General features: G+C 63.6%; 14 protein-coding genes and 1 tRNA gene. 11 read left to right on the top strand and 4 right to left on the bottom strand.

The window, feature by feature from the left end; translation table 11 throughout:
• Positions 1–1,050: 1,050 nt before the first annotated feature.
• Positions 1,051–2,373, bottom strand: a complete 1,323-nt coding sequence (locus EN853_RS00005; RefSeq protein WP_126057794.1) for an integrase — start codon at positions 2,371–2,373, stop codon at positions 1,051–1,053.
• A gap of 114 nt (positions 2,374–2,487) precedes the next feature.
• Positions 2,488–2,577 (bottom strand) — tRNA-Ser (locus tag EN853_RS00010).
• A 326-nt stretch (positions 2,578–2,903) separates the two neighbouring features.
• Here EN853_RS00010 and rplU point away from each other — a divergent pair.
• From rplU to EN853_RS00025, 3 genes are all read left to right on the top strand, one after another.
• The gene (gene rplU / locus EN853_RS00015; RefSeq protein WP_127857261.1) at positions 2,904–3,617 is read left to right on the top strand and encodes a 50S ribosomal protein L21; all 714 of its coding nucleotides are present in this window, start codon (positions 2,904–2,906) and stop codon (positions 3,615–3,617) included.
• Positions 3,618–3,714: 97 nt separating this feature from the next.
• Positions 3,715–3,984, top strand: coding sequence for a 50S ribosomal protein L27 (gene rpmA / locus EN853_RS00020; RefSeq protein ID WP_059189273.1), 270 nt, complete (start codon positions 3,715–3,717; stop codon positions 3,982–3,984).
• A gap of 125 nt (positions 3,985–4,109) precedes the next feature.
• Positions 4,110–4,697, top strand: a complete 588-nt coding sequence (locus EN853_RS00025) for a GNAT family protein (RefSeq protein ID WP_126087049.1) — start codon at positions 4,110–4,112, stop codon at positions 4,695–4,697.
• Here EN853_RS00025 and EN853_RS00030 read toward each other — a convergent pair.
• The gene (locus EN853_RS00030) at positions 4,694–5,557 is read right to left on the bottom strand and encodes an endonuclease/exonuclease/phosphatase family protein (RefSeq protein WP_127857262.1); all 864 of its coding nucleotides are present in this window, start codon (positions 5,555–5,557) and stop codon (positions 4,694–4,696) included. The genes EN853_RS00025 and EN853_RS00030 overlap by 4 nt on opposite strands.
• A 149-nt stretch (positions 5,558–5,706) precedes the next feature.
• Between EN853_RS00030 and obgE the strand changes: the two genes are divergently transcribed.
• The 5 genes from obgE to EN853_RS00055 all read left to right on the top strand — a co-directional run bounded on the left by obgE (position 5,707) and on the right by EN853_RS00055 (position 11,270).
• A complete protein-coding gene (gene obgE, locus EN853_RS00035; RefSeq protein WP_127857263.1) occupies positions 5,707–6,735 on the top strand; it encodes a GTPase ObgE in 1,029 nt (342 codons plus the stop codon).
• A 5-nt stretch (positions 6,736–6,740) separates the two neighbouring features.
• The gene (gene proB, locus EN853_RS00040) at positions 6,741–7,880 is read left to right on the top strand and encodes a glutamate 5-kinase (protein WP_127857264.1); all 1,140 of its coding nucleotides are present in this window, start codon (positions 6,741–6,743) and stop codon (positions 7,878–7,880) included.
• 17 nt (positions 7,881–7,897) lie between these two features.
• Complete coding sequence (locus EN853_RS00045) at positions 7,898–9,184, top strand: glutamate-5-semialdehyde dehydrogenase (RefSeq protein WP_127857265.1); 1,287 nt, start codon at positions 7,898–7,900, stop codon at positions 9,182–9,184.
• Positions 9,185–9,265: 81 nt separating this feature from the next.
• On the top strand, positions 9,266–9,853 hold the full coding sequence (locus EN853_RS00050) for a nicotinate-nucleotide adenylyltransferase (RefSeq protein ID WP_127857604.1): 588 nt from the start codon (positions 9,266–9,268) through the stop codon (positions 9,851–9,853).
• A gap of 121 nt (positions 9,854–9,974) precedes the next feature.
• On the top strand, positions 9,975–11,270 hold the full coding sequence (locus tag EN853_RS00055; RefSeq protein ID WP_167524332.1) for an MFS transporter: 1,296 nt from the start codon (positions 9,975–9,977) through the stop codon (positions 11,268–11,270).
• Positions 11,271–11,325: 55 nt separating this feature from the next.
• Here the strand turns inward: EN853_RS00055 and EN853_RS00060 are convergent, their stop codons facing one another.
• Positions 11,326–12,177 carry a mechanosensitive ion channel domain-containing protein gene (locus EN853_RS00060; protein WP_127857266.1) on the bottom strand — a complete coding sequence of 284 codons (852 nt, stop codon included), beginning with the start codon at positions 12,175–12,177 and terminating at the stop codon, positions 11,326–11,328.
• Positions 12,178–12,417: 240 nt separating this feature from the next.
• Between EN853_RS00060 and rsfS the strand changes: the two genes are divergently transcribed.
• The 3 genes from rsfS (at position 12,418) to EN853_RS00075 (ending at position 14,917) form a co-directional block, all read left to right on the top strand.
• A complete protein-coding gene (gene rsfS / locus EN853_RS00065; RefSeq protein ID WP_126087056.1) occupies positions 12,418–12,795 on the top strand; it encodes a ribosome silencing factor in 378 nt (125 codons plus the stop codon).
• A 61-nt stretch (positions 12,796–12,856) separates the two neighbouring features.
• A complete protein-coding gene (gene rlmH / locus EN853_RS00070; protein WP_127857267.1) occupies positions 12,857–13,339 on the top strand; it encodes a 23S rRNA (pseudouridine(1915)-N(3))-methyltransferase RlmH in 483 nt (160 codons plus the stop codon).
• Between the two features lie 243 nt (positions 13,340–13,582).
• On the top strand, positions 13,583–14,917 hold the full coding sequence (locus tag EN853_RS00075; RefSeq protein WP_127857268.1) for a murein hydrolase activator EnvC: 1,335 nt from the start codon (positions 13,583–13,585) through the stop codon (positions 14,915–14,917).
• Position 14,918: the final 1 nt, after the last annotated feature.

Here is a 14,918-nt window from a genome sequence, read left to right on the forward strand (position 1 = left end):
ACCATCAGCCAAATGAGCGATGATCCGCTCATCAGCCTGCCGGCAGTGGCGCGCTGATCAATTCCGGCCCATGCCGGAGAGCACGGCGACCAATGCCGTCAGCTACACCACTCCAGTGGGCACGATCAAAGCTAAAGCCAAGAGAGCTTTATAAAAATCGCACCCGATCGGCTGCGCAACGACGACCAGCTGAGGCCCGATCGGGTGCTAAGGTCGTGCCAAAAAAGGCGCGTCACTGTCGCATTTCTAGCCGGCTTGCGATCGGACGTCATCTCTTGGCGATCGTTGCCCCTTCTCTCAAATGCGCTTAGCGGCGCCGACGGCGAATAGCGCAAGCTTTTCCACCCGTTTCTACTCCACTACCGAGACTCGTCACCAACCTCCTTTTATTCGCTTCCATATGGCCCATCCTGTCTCCAATCGAGGAGGAGCGCGAACATGGGCCAAGCCGTAGAACGTCTCAGTCTCGGGAATTCTTCTGCTCGCCAAACTGCCGTTGTCACCGGCACCATATTTGGCAGGGTGACAGTGAACGACAAGATATCAGGCGTTCTTGTCTGGGCTGAACTATGCTTGCAAGCCATAACCCAAAAATCGCCGATCCCTTTGAATTCGAGCCGGATGAATGGGTGTTTCAAAATTTTTGGCGGTTTTAGGCAGAACCCTCCGATGGCCCGCGTACCGGTCAAGCTTCGTGAGCACTTTAGGTTCGTCGATCAGGCATAGGTTTGTATCCCATGCCACATGCTGGCCGTTTGCCTAGTTCGGAAGCCCTCGAGAGGCGTTGCTCGTCTTGGTATGGCGTCGCCCCTTTTTCCGATCCATCGGCCACGGAGCTAGAATGCTGTCTAGCTGTTGCCGCCTACTTGGTCATCCGGCATGGAGATGCCTATATACCGACCTTCGAAAGGCTGGAATACGAGGTCGAACAAATGCGGCGGAAGCTCGGAAATCGCGAGCGAGCGCAGCGCGTGCTGGCCACGCTCAACCTAAATGGCTCGGACAGCTGGAGCCGTGAGGTTGGTTCTCAAGGCCTGGATGGCGCCGCAATCACATTCGCCCGGGCGGGGTAAAAGCGATTTTTTGAAGCCACTCGCGCTTTTGCGCTAACGAAGGTCCCGCGCCGTATTTGGGCCGGATCCATTTGTGGCCCATCAGAGAAGCAATTACCTTCTCCGGCGCCTCAACTGCCGTCAGCCGGTCCTCGAAAGTGTGTCGCAGGCTATAAAGACTATGCTCGGAAGTCGGCAGAAGTTCCTTGCTGGCGAGCACCTTGTTGACGAGCGCTGAAAGTGACGCGGCCTTGTCGCGATAACGAGGAAAGCCGTCCGGATGGAGCTTGATGGCTGCAAGTGCGCCGCCAACCAAGGGAATGTCACGGGCTGAATGACCGGTCTTCAAGCGACGGCCATTGGGGCGCACCCGCACATGCGGGATTTCTTGATCGAGGTGGATTGTTTCGGTGGTGAGGTTTGCCGCTTCAGAAAGCCTGAGTCCGGTATCGGCAATCACATAGATTAGATGGCGGGCTTCGTCATTGAGTCCGTCGAGCGCGCCTTCAGCGAGTATCTTCTCCTGAATGAACTCCGCTGTGAACGCAGCGCGTTGCCCGGGGACGGCGCCGGAAAGACGCAGGTTTCGAAAAACCGGCTCCAGCTTGAGCTGGTGAGTCAGATCGACGACGCGCAGCATTTTCGAAACATGGCCGATGTCCTTGTTGGCCGTACCGATATCAAGTCCATCCTCAACGATCCGCTTTTGCCACCACTCGCGGAACGCGATTGCGTCGTCCCGAGTGAGGCTTGCGATCTCCTTGTCGCCAATGACTCCAACCAGATTGGCAACTGCGCGCTTTTTGGGGTTACGCCATTTCTTGATTTGGTTAGGCGACATGGTCAGCAAGTTCTGTTGCTCGATCGTCTCGAATTCCTTGATAAGACCGCTCAGGCGGACCGCTGGCCGCTTCTCCCCACCCATGACGGCCGAGACGTCCTGCGCGTCCTCGATCGATTTTTTGTCGAGGAGCAGCTTGATACGGGCCATGAGTTCGTCGAGCGGCCCCGCTGCTAGTTCCTCGTTAGAGCGATAGGCCAATCCAAATGACCGCGCGCGCTTCCTCGCGGCTTCGAAACGCAGCCCCGCCTCGGCGGATTGGCCTTCCCGCAGTCTACGCCAATACGCCTCCAGCCCCGCGCCGAGGCTTTGCACTGCATCTCGCGCCCGTACACCGCGGGGATCGTCAGCCACGGCGACGCCCGTGGAAATGCGTACTAGGCAGCGGCGATCAAACGCCGCGAATTCCTTCGGCACCCTGCGGACGAGATACCAGATGCCTTCACGTTTATGCGGCTTTGGCGCTGCGGAACGTCGCATTATCTTTCTCTAATGTTACACAGTTTGTTACACAGTCTAAGATAAGTTTCGCTTCGCGCTGGTCAAGCGCAACAAGGAAGCTTTTGAAAGGAAACGATTATTATGGAAGCTAAATGGCGGAGAGGGAGGGATTCGAACCCCCGATACCCTTGCGAGTATGCCGCATTTCGAGTGCGGTGCATTCGACCACTCTGCCACCTCTCCGCGAGGTCATGGTCGGCCGTTGCCGGCGCGGCGCACTAGATAACGGCTGACTGCCGCAGTTACAAGGCCCTATTCGACCGATTTCCCGCTTCTTGCAAAAGCGTCGGCCAAGCGATCCTGTGCCTTTGCCGGCAACGCGCCTCGGGTATCGTCCAAGGGCAGGGCGCGTTCGCCTTGACTTCCGCGCAACCTTCGGTTAGGGACAGCCCGCATTCGGCGTGGGGGTTCTCCGCGCCGCTTGTTTTTTGAACCCGCAGACTGACAAAAAGACGGCCGGACCGCTCGAGGCGGTTCATCAAGGCCGACCGAACAGCGAAAGGCAAAAAATGTTCGCAGTCATCAAAACGGGCGGCAAGCAGTACCGCGTCGCCGCCAACGATCTCTTGAAGATCGAGAAACTCGAAGCCAAGGTCGGCGAGATCGTCGAGATTGGCCAGGTGCTCGCGCATGGCGAGGGCGAGAATGTCACCTTCGGCGCGCCGTTCGTCGATGGCGCCATGGTCACGGCGGAAGTCGTCGAGCAGGGCAAGAACCGCACCGTCATCGCTTTCAAGAAGCGCCGCCGCCAGAATTCGCGCCGCAAGATCGGCCACCGCCAGCTTCTGACCACCGTCAGGATCTCCGAGATTCTGCTGGGTGGCGCCAAGCCGTCGAAGAAGGCCGCTGCCAAGCCGGAAGCCAAGGCGCAGGAAGCCAAGGCAGAAGTCGCCGCCGAGGCAAAGGCAGACGCTGCTCCGAAGGAGCCCAAGGCCAAGAAGGAAGCCAAGGCGGAAGCTCCGGCGAAGGAAGAGGCCAAGGCCGAGACCGCTGCCGCGCCGCTGTTCAAGGCGCCGAAGGGCGAGCCGGATGACCTGACCGTGATCAAGGGCATCGGCCCGGTCGCGGCGAAGGACCTCGCCGAGCAGGGTATCATCACTTTCGCGCAGCTCGCCAAGCTGACCGACAAGGATGTCGCCAAGATCGACGAGCACATGCCGTTCAGCGCCGACCAGATCAAGGACTGGCGCGAGCAGGCCAAGGAACTGGCGAAGAAGAAGTAAGGCGGACCGGCGATCGCAGCCGGTACGGACTTGAAACGGAACGCGAACGCGTTCATAAGACAATTCAAGCGCCCTCGGGCGCATCGGAGTTAGTTAGATGGCACACAAGAAAGCTGGCGGTTCGTCGCGCAACGGTCGCGACTCGCACTCCAAGCGTCTCGGCGTGAAGAAGTTCGGCGGCGAAGCCGTCGTCGCCGGCAACATCATCATTCGCCAGCGCGGCACGCAATGGCATCCGGGCACCAACGTTGGCATGGGCACGGACCATACCCTTTTTGCGCTCGAAGCCGGCGCAGTCGCCTTCAACAAGAAAGCCAACGGCCGAACCTACGTCTCGGTAAACCCGATCACCAAAGCAGCGGAGTAGCCGGTTCCGCACCATAACACCGGCGCCCATCTCGGGAACCGGTGTCTGGCCAGGCCAGGAAAAGGATCAGGAGAGATGGGCTTCCATCTCTCCTTTTTCATTTTCCTATGCCCTGGAGGACTAAAATGGTTGCCGAAGCGGAAGACACCGAAGACGAAAGTTACGCGATCGACTGCCCAGTGCTCGCCACCGAGCGTCTGGTCATGCGCGCCCCGCGCGAGAGCGATCTCGAGCAACTCGTTGCCTTGGCCGACAACCGCCATGTGGCCGAAATGCTGGCCCGCATGCCGCATCCCTACGGCGAAGCCGAGGCCCGCGCCTTCCTCGCCATGGCCTCGTCGCGCCGCGCCGGCATCGTCTATGCGCTGACGCTTGCCGGAACCGGCACCTTTGTCGGCTGCGCGGGGCTCAACACCACCGATCGCGGGCTGGAACTCGGCTACTGGATCGGCGAACCTTACTGGAAGCGTGGCTACGCAACGGAAGCGGCGCACGCGCTGGTCGACCTTGCCTTCCAGAAGACCTCGATCCAGGTGCTGCATGCCTCGACCAGGGTCATCAATCCGGCCTCGCGCCGCGTCATCCACAAGTGCGGCTTCCAGTATGCCGGCCAGGGCATGCTGAACTCGATCGTCGCCGGCCAGGTGCCGGTCGAGCGCTACCGGCTGGATCGCAAGACCTGGACGAGCCTGCGCAACTGGGTGCATTTCTAGCTCAGCTCGACCCAGACCGGCAGGTGATCCGACCCCCGAGCCTGCCGGTCGGTCCACAGCCGTTTCAGCGAGCCAGCGAGCGACGCGCTGGTGAAGACGTAGTCGATGCATTTGTGGCGGCTTTCTTCTTCCGGGCGCTCGGGATCGACCCAGGTGACCAGGTCGGCAACGTCGAGGCGCTGGGCGACGTCGACGGCGAGGTCGGCGGTCAGCGGCATGCCGAACTCATGGTCCGGGCGTCCGGCGAGTTCGACATATTCGGGCGACCCCGGCAGCATGTTGAAGTCGCCCATGACGATGAAGGCCTCCGGATAGGGCAGATCCGGCAGGCCGATCTCGGGAATGCCGGAAAGGCCGCCGCCTTCCAGCGCGTAATTCAGCAGGCGCTGGCGCAGGAAACGGATCTGGCTCTGGCGCTCGACGGGGCTGCGGTGGTCGAGATGGGTGGAGTAGAAGCGGATGAAACCAAGCGGCGTCTCGATCAGCGCCTCGAGCGCGCCGCGCTGAAAATTCATCCGCTCCAGACTGCGGCTGCGCGGCAGAAGGAGATTGCGCGACAGATGGATGGGCGTCTTCGACAGCACCATGTTGCCGAGCTGGAAGGTCCTAGTGACGGCACGGCCGGCATCCAGGCGCGAGCCGACATTGACCTCGAAATTGCTGCCAAAGGCGACGAAATAATCCGGCAGCGCCTCGCCGATCTCGGCCACCATGTCGTGGTCGCCGTTGCGCGGGTTGTTGCGGGTCACTTCCTGAAGGGCAATGACATCGGCGTCGCGCACGGCGTCGGCGATGCGGCCGACATCGTATTTGCCGTCGAGGCCGATGCCGTATTGGATGTTGTAGGTGACAAGCTTCATTGCCGCCTCCCAGCCTCGCCCCGCAAACAGTGCTACCGCGTCCTCGGCCAAAGGACATCCGGCGCTTTAGTTGCAAACGGGCCTCGCCCTTGGCTCCACCTTGGTTTAGAGCAATCCCGCAAGCGCAATAGCAGAAACTTGAAAATCCGATGAAATTCCTCGATCAAGCCCGAGTTTACATCCGATCCGGCGACGGTGGCGCCGGATCGATGTCGTTCCGCCGCGAGAAGTTCATCGAGTTCGGCGGCCCGGACGGCGGCGACGGCGGCCGCGGCGGCGATGTCTGGGTGGAAGCGGTCGACGGCCTGAACACGCTGATCGACTATCGCTACCAGCAGCATTTCAAGGCCAAGACCGGCATGCACGGCATGGGCCGCAACATGACCGGCGCCAAGGGCGCCGACGTGACGCTGAAAGTGCCGGCCGGCACCCAGGTCTTTGCCGAGGACAATGAGACGCTGATCTGCGACCTGACCGTTGTCGGCCAGCGCTTCCTGCTCGCCAAGGGCGGCAATGGCGGCTTCGGCAATCAGCATTTCAAGACCTCGACCAATCAGGCGCCGCGCCGCGCCAATCCCGGACTGCCGGGCGAGGAGCTGAGCATCTGGCTCAGGCTCAAGCTGATCGCCGACGCCGGCCTTGTCGGCATGCCCAACGCCGGCAAGTCGACTTTCCTCGCGGCCGTCACCGCGGCGAAGCCGAAGATCGCCGACTATCCGTTCACGACGCTCTATCCCGGCCTCGGCGTCGCCCGCATCGACGGCCGCGAATTCGTGCTGGCCGACATTCCCGGCCTCATCGAGGGCGCGCATGAGGGGGTCGGCATCGGCGACCGTTTCCTCGGCCATGTCGAGCGCACGCGCGTGCTGCTCCACCTGATCTCGGCGCAGGAGGAAAATCCCGGCAAGGCCTACAAGACCGTGCGCGCCGAGCTCGAAGCCTATGGCCATGGGTTGGCCGAGAAGGCCGAGATCGTGGCGCTCAGCCAAGTTGACATCCTCGACGCGGACGCGCGCAAGAAGAAGGCGGCTTCGCTGAAGCGCGCCGCCGGCCGCGCGCCGATGTTGTTGTCGGCCGTCACCGGCGAAGGTGTGGAGGCGGTTCTGCGCGCGCTGATGGCAGTGGTCGCCGAGGCGCCCGACGCCGTTCCCGCTCCCGTCGACATGCGCTGGCGGTGAGATCCATGAAATCGCTGACAAAATACCGGCGCATCACCGTCAAGATCGGCTCGGCGCTGCTCGTCGACCGCGCGAGTGGGCTGAAGCGCGACTGGCTGACCTCGTTGGCCGACGACATCGCGGTGCTCGCCAATGCCGGCGCGGAAATACTGGTCGTGTCGTCGGGCGCCATCGCGCTCGGCCGCACTATCCTGGGCCTCGGCAAGCGCGCGCTGAAGCTCGAGGAGAGCCAGGCCGCGGCCGCCGTTGGCCAGATCGCGCTCGCCGGCGCCTGGTCGGACGCGCTCGACAGGGACGGGCTGAAATCGGGCCAGATCCTGTTGACCCTCGGCGATACCGAGGAGCGCCGACGCTACCTCAATGCGCGCGCCACCATCTCGACCTTGCTCAAGATGAAGGCGGTGCCGGTCATCAACGAGAACGACACGGTGGCGACCTCGGAAATCCGCTACGGTGACAATGACCGGCTCGCTGCGCGCGTGGCGACGATGATGGGGGCTGACCTGCTGGTGCTGCTCTCCGACATCGATGGCCTTTACACGGCGCCGCCGGCCAAGGATCCAGGAGCAAAATTCATCCCTGTGGTCGACCGAATCACGCCTGACATCGAAGCGATGGCGGGCGCGGCCGCCTCGGAACTGTCGCGCGGCGGCATGCGCACGAAGCTCGATGCCGGCAAGATCGCCAACGCCGCCGGCACGGCGATGATCATCACGTCCGGCACGCGGCTGTCGCCGCTGATGGCGATCGAGCGCGGCGAGCGCGCCACCTTCTTCCGGCCCAGCGCCAATCCGGTGAAGGGCTACAAGACCTGGATAGCGGGGCAACTCGAGCCGGCCGGACGGCTGACCGTCGATGCCGGCGCCGTCGGCGCGCTGAAATCGGGCAAGTCGCTGCTGCCGGCCGGCGTCAAGCTGGTCAGCGGCAATTTCTCGCGCGGCGACACGGTGGCGATCCTGTCGCCCGAGGGCCGCGAGATCGCGCGCGGGCTGGTTGCCTATGATGCCGCCGATGCCGTAAGGATCGCGGGTTTGAAGACGGCCGAGATCGAAAATGTACTCGGCTACGAGGCGCGCTCGGCGATGATCCATCGCGACGACCTTGTGGTAAGTGTCGCGGGCGACCAAGTATTGGCCAGCGAATGACCCAGCGGAGAATGACCATGCTGAAGCTGCATGAAAGATCCGGGGAAGACACCGTGGCGCTGATGGCCGAAATCGGCCGCCGCGGCCGCGCCGCTGCCCGACCGCTGGCCGTCGCCACGACCGCGGCTAAGAACACCGCGCTCGCCGCCATGGCCGATGCCATCCTGCGCAACGAGCAGGCGATCCTCGAGGCTAACGCGATCGACATGTCGAATGGCGAGGAAGCCGGGCTTTCCGCGTCCTTCATGGACCGGCTGAAGCTGACGCCGTCGCGCATCAAGGCGATGGCCGACGGCATCCGCGAGATCGCCGCGCTCAAGGATCCGGTCGCCGACGTCATCGCCGAGTGGGACCGGCCGAACGGGCTGCACATCGAGCGCGTGCGCACGCCGCTCGGCGTCATCGGCGTCATCTATGAAAGCCGGCCGAACGTGACGGCCGACGCCGGCGCGCTTTGCCTGAAGGCCGGGAATCCGGTGATCCTGCGCGGCGGCTCGGATTCGATCAATTCGTCCTCGGCGATCCATGCCTGCATGGTCGAGGGGCTGAAGGCGGCCAACCTGCCGCAAGATTCCATCCAGCTGGTGCCGACCACCGACCGCGCCGCCGTCGGCGAGATGCTGAAAGGGTTGAGCGGCAATCTCGACGTCATCATCCCGCGCGGCGGCAAAAGCCTGGTCGGGCGCGTCCAGAACGAGGCGCGGGTGCCGGTCTTCGCGCATCTCGAAGGCATCTGCCACCTCTATGTCGACCGTTCGGCGAAGCTCGACATGGCGGTGAAGATCGCCGTCAATGCCAAGATGCGGCGCACCGGCGTCTGCGGCGCGGCCGAGACCTTGCTGGTCGACCGCGCGGTTGCTTCCACGCATCTGGTGCCGATCCTCGAAGCGCTGCGCGCCGCCGGCTGCGAAATCCATGCCGACCAGGACGTACTGCAGGCCTTCTCCGACGCCAGCCCGGCAACCGATGCCGACTGGGTGACGGAATATCTCGACGCCATCATCGCGGTGAAGCTGGTCGACGGCGTCTCCGGGGCGATCGAGCATATCGAAACCTTCTCCTCGCATCACACCGAGGCGATTGTCGCCGAGGATGCACGAGCCGTCGAAAAATTCTTCAACGAGATCGACTCGGCGATCCTCCTGCACAACGCCTCGACGCAGTTCGCCGATGGCGGCGAGTTCGGCATGGGCGCCGAGATCGGCATCGCCACCGGCAAGATGCATGCGCGCGGGCCCGTCGGCGTCGAGCAGCTGACCTCGTTCAAATACCGCGTGCGCGGGTCGGGACAGGTGAGGCCTTGAACTTTTTCGCCACCTCCGCCTGAGAGTGCCTGGCGCATGCTTTCTCAGCCCGAGCAGCCCGTTCCCGCTCACTACCTTCGCATGCCGCATGCCGGCAAAGGTCTTGCCGTCGGCCTGTTCGGCGGCTCGTTCAACCCGCCGCATGCCGGTCATGCGCTGGTCGCCGAGATCGCGCTGAGACGGCTCGCGCTCGACCAGCTCTGGTGGATCGTAACGCCTGGCAATCCCCTGAAAAGCGCGCGCGAGCTGGCGCCGCTTGCCGAACGCATCGTGCAGTCCGAAAAGGTCGCCAGGAACCCGAAGATAAAGGTCACCGCCTTCGAGGCGACGCATCATGTCCGCTATACCGCCGACACGCTGGCCCTGGTCAAGGCGCGCAACCCGGGCGTCGACTTCGTCTGGATCATGGGCGCCGACAGCTTGCGCGATTTCCATCGCTGGCAGCGCTGGCGCGAGATTGTGTTGACCTTCCCGATCGCGGTCATCGACCGCCCTGGCGCGACGCTTTCCTTCCTGTCGTCGGTGGTCGCCAAGACCTTCGACTATGCTCGTGTCGACGAAGGCGACGCGCCGCGGCTTGCCCGCATGCGGGCGCCGGCCTGGACCTTCATCCACGGCCCGCGCTCTTCGCTCTCCTCCACCGCGATCCGCAACGCGGCGAAGGGCTGAACACCCCCTACCCGTCTCGGCGCTGCGCGCCGATCCACCTTCCCCCACAAGAAACCCACAAGGGGGGAAGGGAAGTCCGGCCATGTCGCTTTTACGGCGGCCGTTCATTATCGGGTAGGCGATGCTGCAAGCCATGCTGGAAAAGAGCCGCACCACCACCGATCCGGGCGCGCAATCGGCGCCGCTGATCGCCATCGCCAGCGTCATCGTGTCGATGGCGCTGATCGCGATCGGCAACGGGCTGATGTTCGCTTATATCCCCGTGCGGCTCGGCGCCGACGGCTTCGATCCGACCTGGGCCGGGCTGATCGTCACCGGCCTTTCGGCCGGCGGGCTCGCCGGCTGCATCCTGACCGGGCCGCTCGTCAGGCGCGTTGGCCATGCCCGCGCGTTCATGGTGCTCTCGGCGCTGATTGCGCTCTCCAACGTCGCGATCGGCGCCGGGCCGATCCCGCTTTTGTGGATCGCGGCGCGGGCGCTCTATGGTTTTGCCATCTGCGGCCTCTTCATCGTCGCGCAGAGCTGGCTCAACGATGCCTTGCCGAATGCCATACGCGGCCGGGTCATGGCGGTGTTCTACGTCGCCTATATCGCCGGTTTGGGCGTTGGCTATGCCACGCTCGCCATGATCGACATCCATACGGCGGCGGCGCCGCTGATCGGCATCACCTTCACCGCTTTGTCCATCCTGCCGGTGGGCATGACGCGGCTTGCCCAGCCACCGGCGCCGCAGGCGGCTTCGGTGGCGCTTGGCCAGGCCTGGCGAATTTCGCCGGTTGGCGTCGTCGGCATGCTGGCGGTCGGCGGCCTGTCGATGATCATTTCCGGTTTCGCGCCGATCCACGCCACCGCCAAGGGCTACAGCCAGGCGGATGTGGCGCTGCTTTTGTCGGCGATGCCGGTGGGCACGCTGATCCTGCAGATACCGCTCGGATGGCTGTCGGACCGCACCGACCGCCGCTACGTGCTGGCGGGCGCGGCGGCACTCGCGGTGGCGGCGAGCCTGCTCGCGATTGCCTTCGACGGCGGCGCGCTGATGGCGCTGGTGGTGATCTATCTGATCTGGGACGGCGCATCGGAATCGATCTATTCGCTGTCCAGCGCTCATGCCGCCGACCGCGCCAGGAAGGAAGAGCTGCTGGCGCTCTCGAGTTCGCTGCTCTTTGCCTGGTCGCTGTCCGGCTTCATTGTGCCCGGCATCGTGACGGCGCTTTCGGCCGTCTTCGGCACCGGGACCTTCATCTTTGTCGGCATCTTCATCGCTTCGGCGTTCTGCCTGTTCGTGCTGTGGCGGGTGTTTGCCGCGCGGCCAACGCCTGCCGCCGCCACCGGCAGCTTCTCGCCGATGTCGGCGCAGACGCCTTTGCCGGTGGAACTCGCCTTTGCGCCGGACGAGCCGGGCCCGGCCAAGGACTGACACCTCAGATCGGGCTTGCGCAATTTCGGTGGAAGACCGTCATTCTGGATTTGCTCTACTGCTTACGAGCTTCCGGGGACGGCACCTCGGGCGGCGGCAAGGGGATCGAAATGCCCTCGCTGTCGAAGGCCTGCTTGGCGCGTTTCGTCATCTCGATCTGGGTGGCGAAGTAATCGGCCGCCGACGTCCAGTAGCGCAAGGTGAGCGAAACCGTGGTTTCGCCAAGACCGGCCACGAAGGCGATCGGCGCGGGCTCGCGCCGGATGCGTTTCTCGGTGCCGGCGATGCCGAGCAGCGTCTTCTGCCCGCGGTCGATGTCGTTCCATGAACCGATGCTGAGTGTAATGTCGGTGCGCCTGACGCCGTTGCGGGTGAAGTTGCGCACGGGGTGGTTCCACAGCGTCGAGTTGGGCGCCAGGATGTAGACGCCTTCGACGGTGCGCAGCTTGGTCGCGAACAGGCCGATCTCCTCGACCGTGCCGGCAATCGAGCCGACCTCGATGGATTCGCCGATACGGAATGGCCGCAGCGCCAACAGCATGATGCCTGCGGCAATGTTCTGCAGCGTGCCCTGCAATGCCAGCCCGATGGCCAGCCCGACGGCGCCGATAGCGGCAATGATGGAGGCCGTCTGGACGCCGAACTGGCCGAGCACCATGATGACGACAAGGATCAGGATGGCGTAGCGGACGATCTTGGAGAAGAAATGCCGCAAGGTGGCGTCGAAGCCGTGGATGTGGCCGAGGCCGGCGAAGATCGAGCGCTCGGCAAGGCCGGCAACGAAATAGCCGACAACCAGAAGGATGACGGCGCCGATCGCCGAGAAGGAATAGGAGACGATGAGCGTGGAGAGCTGCGCCAACCCGGCCTGGACGACGAGAAGTGCTTCTTGCGGATCGGTCGGCATGATAAGTCCCCTTTGGTCGTTGAGCCGATAACCGTGCCACGCGCAAAGGGTTCCGATTTTTTCGGGCGCGCGGAACCCGCCGAAGAGGGCCTGCGTTGGCCCCGGCAGGGCCCCCCGTCTTGAAACTGCAATGGAACTCTGCCTATTTAAGTGGTGTCACCTGATTTGGCGGGTGATTTGGTTGTTCTTGTTGGGAAAGGAAACACACTGAGAACAGCACTGCGGAAGAAGGCCGATATCGTGCCTTCGCCGGCCGGGATCAGCGGAAACGATGCTGCGTCCCTCGCCATCACGACAGTCCTTGCCAGTCTGGAAGACTCCAAGGCCGAAAACATCGTCTCAATCGACATCCAGGGAAAATCGAGCCTCGGCGACTACATGGTCATCGCCTCGGGCAGATCGCACCGTCATGTCTCGGCTGTCGCCGATCATCTCCTCAAGGCGCTCAAGGATGCCGGTCTCGGCATGGCGCGCGTCGAGGGGCTGGCCAGCGCCGACTGGGTCCTGATCGATTCCGGCGACATCATCGTCCATGTCTTCCGTCCCGAAGTCCGCGAATTCTACAATCTCGAAAAGATGTGGCAGGCGCCGGACCTCGAGGAAGAGACCTTGCACTGAGCCGCATCGCATGCCGTGACCATTAGGGTCGGGCATCGATCGAGGGCTCGCCGAGGCGAGGATGAAGATTACCGTTCATGCCGTGGGCCGGATGAAGACCGGCCCCGAGAGAGAACTCGCCGACCGCTATTTCGAGCGCTTCGCCAAGAGCGGGCCCGCGGTCGGGCTGGAATTTGCCGGCATCGTCGAGACGCCCGAGAGCCGCGGCCAGAGCGCCGACGAGCGCCGCCGCGAGGAAGGCCAGAAGCTGCAGGCCCAACTGCAGCAGGGCACCGTGCTCATCCTGCTCGACGAACGCGGCAAGTCGCTGTCCTCTGAGGATCTAGCCGCGCGCATCGGCCAGTTGCGCGATAGCGGCCGCAAGGCGTTGATCGTCGCGATCGGCGGCGCCGATGGCCACGACAAATCCCTGCGCGAGCAGGCCGACCTGGTGCTGTCCTTCGGGGCGCTCACCTGGCCGCACCAATTGGTGCGCGTCATGCTCGGCGAACAGCTCTATCGCGTCGCCACCATCCTGTCCGGGCACCCGTATCACCGCTCTTGAGTCGTGGTTCGCGACATGACCCCGAAAGCTGGGGATCACGTCGGCCTGCCCGGATTTCCGCCTCAATGGCCCGACATCACAGTTGGAGCGGTTCAGCGCTCATAGAATCGCCGAACTGCTTCATTTGTTTCCGAGCAATTCCGGATGCAAACCGCCGAACACATTTCCTGGAATTGCCCTGCTGTGGATGTTCCAACATGGTTGATGGTTCGTTAACGAAGCGGCGGATAGAGTCGAGGCTTGATGTCTGAAGGCTGGAATTCGAGAACGCGCGCCTGGCGCAACCGCTGCGGCTTGACCTTTGTCGCCGCGCTGATCGCGCTTGGGCCGGCTCTGGCGGCGGAAAACACGCTCGATGTCGCGCCCGATCCGGACCAGAGCAGGGCCGAGTACGAGCAGGTCTCGAAGGAAATCACCTTGTCGTCCGAGCGGCTGGCCAAGCTCGCCGCCGATGTCGCGACGGTCAAGAAGGACCACGCCTCGATCAGCGCGGCGCTGATCCAATCGGCCATGACCGAGCAGAAGCTCGGCCAGGACATCGAGGACATCGGCGCCAAGCTGGAAGGGCTGAAGGCGGAGGAAGAGAAGCTGCACGCCTCGCTCGTTGCGCGCCGCGACGTGCTCGCCGAAGTGCTCGGCGCCTTGCAGCGCATGGGGCTCAACCCGCCGCCGGCAATCCTGGTCAAGCCGGAGGATGCGCTGTCATCGGTGCGCAGCGCCATCCTGCTCGGCGCCGTGGTGCCGGAATTGCGCCAGCAGACCGACAGGCTGTTTGCCGATCTCAAGGAACAGACCCGGGTGACGGCCTCGATCGAGGCCGAGCGGGGGCGGCTCACCACCGCCGTCACCGAGCAGACGGCGGAAAAGAAGCGGCTCACCATGCTGCTCGAGGCCAAGAAGAGGCTGCAGGCCGATACCGAGGCGGCGCTGACCGCCGAGCAGCAGCACTCGCAGCAGCTTGCGGCCAAGGCCAGCAGCCTCAAGGACCTCATCGCCTCGCTCGAGGCCGACAAGGCGCGCAAGGCGGCCGACCAGGCCAAGGCGGCCGACCGGAAATCGGCCGATGGCGACACAACGGCGTCCACAACCGAGCCCGCCGCGCTGCCGGTGCCGGAGGGCAACCGTTTGGCTGCTTCCACGCCGTTTGCGGCACTGCAGGGCCAGATCGCGCTGCCGGTCATCGGCAAGATAAAACGGCGCTTCGGAGCCGATGACGGCAATGGCGCAATGATGCAAGGCGACATGGTTGCGACACAATCGGGGGCCATCGTCACCGCGCCGGCGGATGGAAATGTGCTTTATGCGGGGCCGTTTCGTTCCTATGGTCAACTCTTGATCCTCAATGCCGGCGACGGGTATCATGTCGTCCTTGCGGGGATGAGCAGAATCAGCGTCGCGACTGGCCAGTCGGTGCTCGCAGGAGAACCGGTCGGCGCGATGGGAGAGGCCCGGGTGGCAAGCACCTCGGCCTCGCAGAATGGAAATGCCACGCCGGAGCTCTATGTCGAGTTCCGCAAGGATGGAAAACCCGTCGATCCGAACCCCTGGTGGGCGGACCGATTTTCTGGAAGGACGTGAA

This window comes from Mesorhizobium sp. M1C.F.Ca.ET.210.01.1.1 (assembly GCF_004791585.1).
In the GTDB taxonomy this organism is placed as follows: Bacteria; Pseudomonadota; Alphaproteobacteria; order Rhizobiales; family Rhizobiaceae; genus Mesorhizobium.

Excerpts from the sequence above, each read along its gene's own strand:
- EN853_RS00005 (WP_126057794.1), bottom strand. The coding sequence starts at position 2,373 with ATGCGACGTTCCGCAGCGCCAAAGCCGCATAAACGTGAAGGCATCTGG.
- rplU (WP_127857261.1), top strand. The coding sequence starts at position 2,904 with ATGTTCGCAGTCATCAAAACGGGCGGCAAGCAGTACCGCGTCGCCGCC.
- rpmA (WP_059189273.1), top strand. The coding sequence starts at position 3,715 with ATGGCACACAAGAAAGCTGGCGGTTCGTCGCGCAACGGTCGCGACTCG.
- EN853_RS00025 (WP_126087049.1), top strand. The coding sequence starts at position 4,110 with ATGGTTGCCGAAGCGGAAGACACCGAAGACGAAAGTTACGCGATCGAC.
- EN853_RS00030 (WP_127857262.1), bottom strand. The coding sequence starts at position 5,557 with ATGAAGCTTGTCACCTACAACATCCAATACGGCATCGGCCTCGACGGC.
- obgE (WP_127857263.1), top strand. The coding sequence starts at position 5,707 with ATGAAATTCCTCGATCAAGCCCGAGTTTACATCCGATCCGGCGACGGT.
- proB (WP_127857264.1), top strand. The coding sequence starts at position 6,741 with ATGAAATCGCTGACAAAATACCGGCGCATCACCGTCAAGATCGGCTCG.
- EN853_RS00045 (WP_127857265.1), top strand. The coding sequence starts at position 7,898 with ATGCTGAAGCTGCATGAAAGATCCGGGGAAGACACCGTGGCGCTGATG.
- EN853_RS00050 (WP_127857604.1), top strand. The coding sequence starts at position 9,266 with ATGCCGCATGCCGGCAAAGGTCTTGCCGTCGGCCTGTTCGGCGGCTCG.
- EN853_RS00055 (WP_167524332.1), top strand. The coding sequence starts at position 9,975 with ATGCTGCAAGCCATGCTGGAAAAGAGCCGCACCACCACCGATCCGGGC.
- EN853_RS00060 (WP_127857266.1), bottom strand. The coding sequence starts at position 12,177 with ATGCCGACCGATCCGCAAGAAGCACTTCTCGTCGTCCAGGCCGGGTTG.
- rlmH (WP_127857267.1), top strand. The coding sequence starts at position 12,857 with ATGAAGATTACCGTTCATGCCGTGGGCCGGATGAAGACCGGCCCCGAG.
- EN853_RS00075 (WP_127857268.1), top strand. The coding sequence starts at position 13,583 with ATGTCTGAAGGCTGGAATTCGAGAACGCGCGCCTGGCGCAACCGCTGC.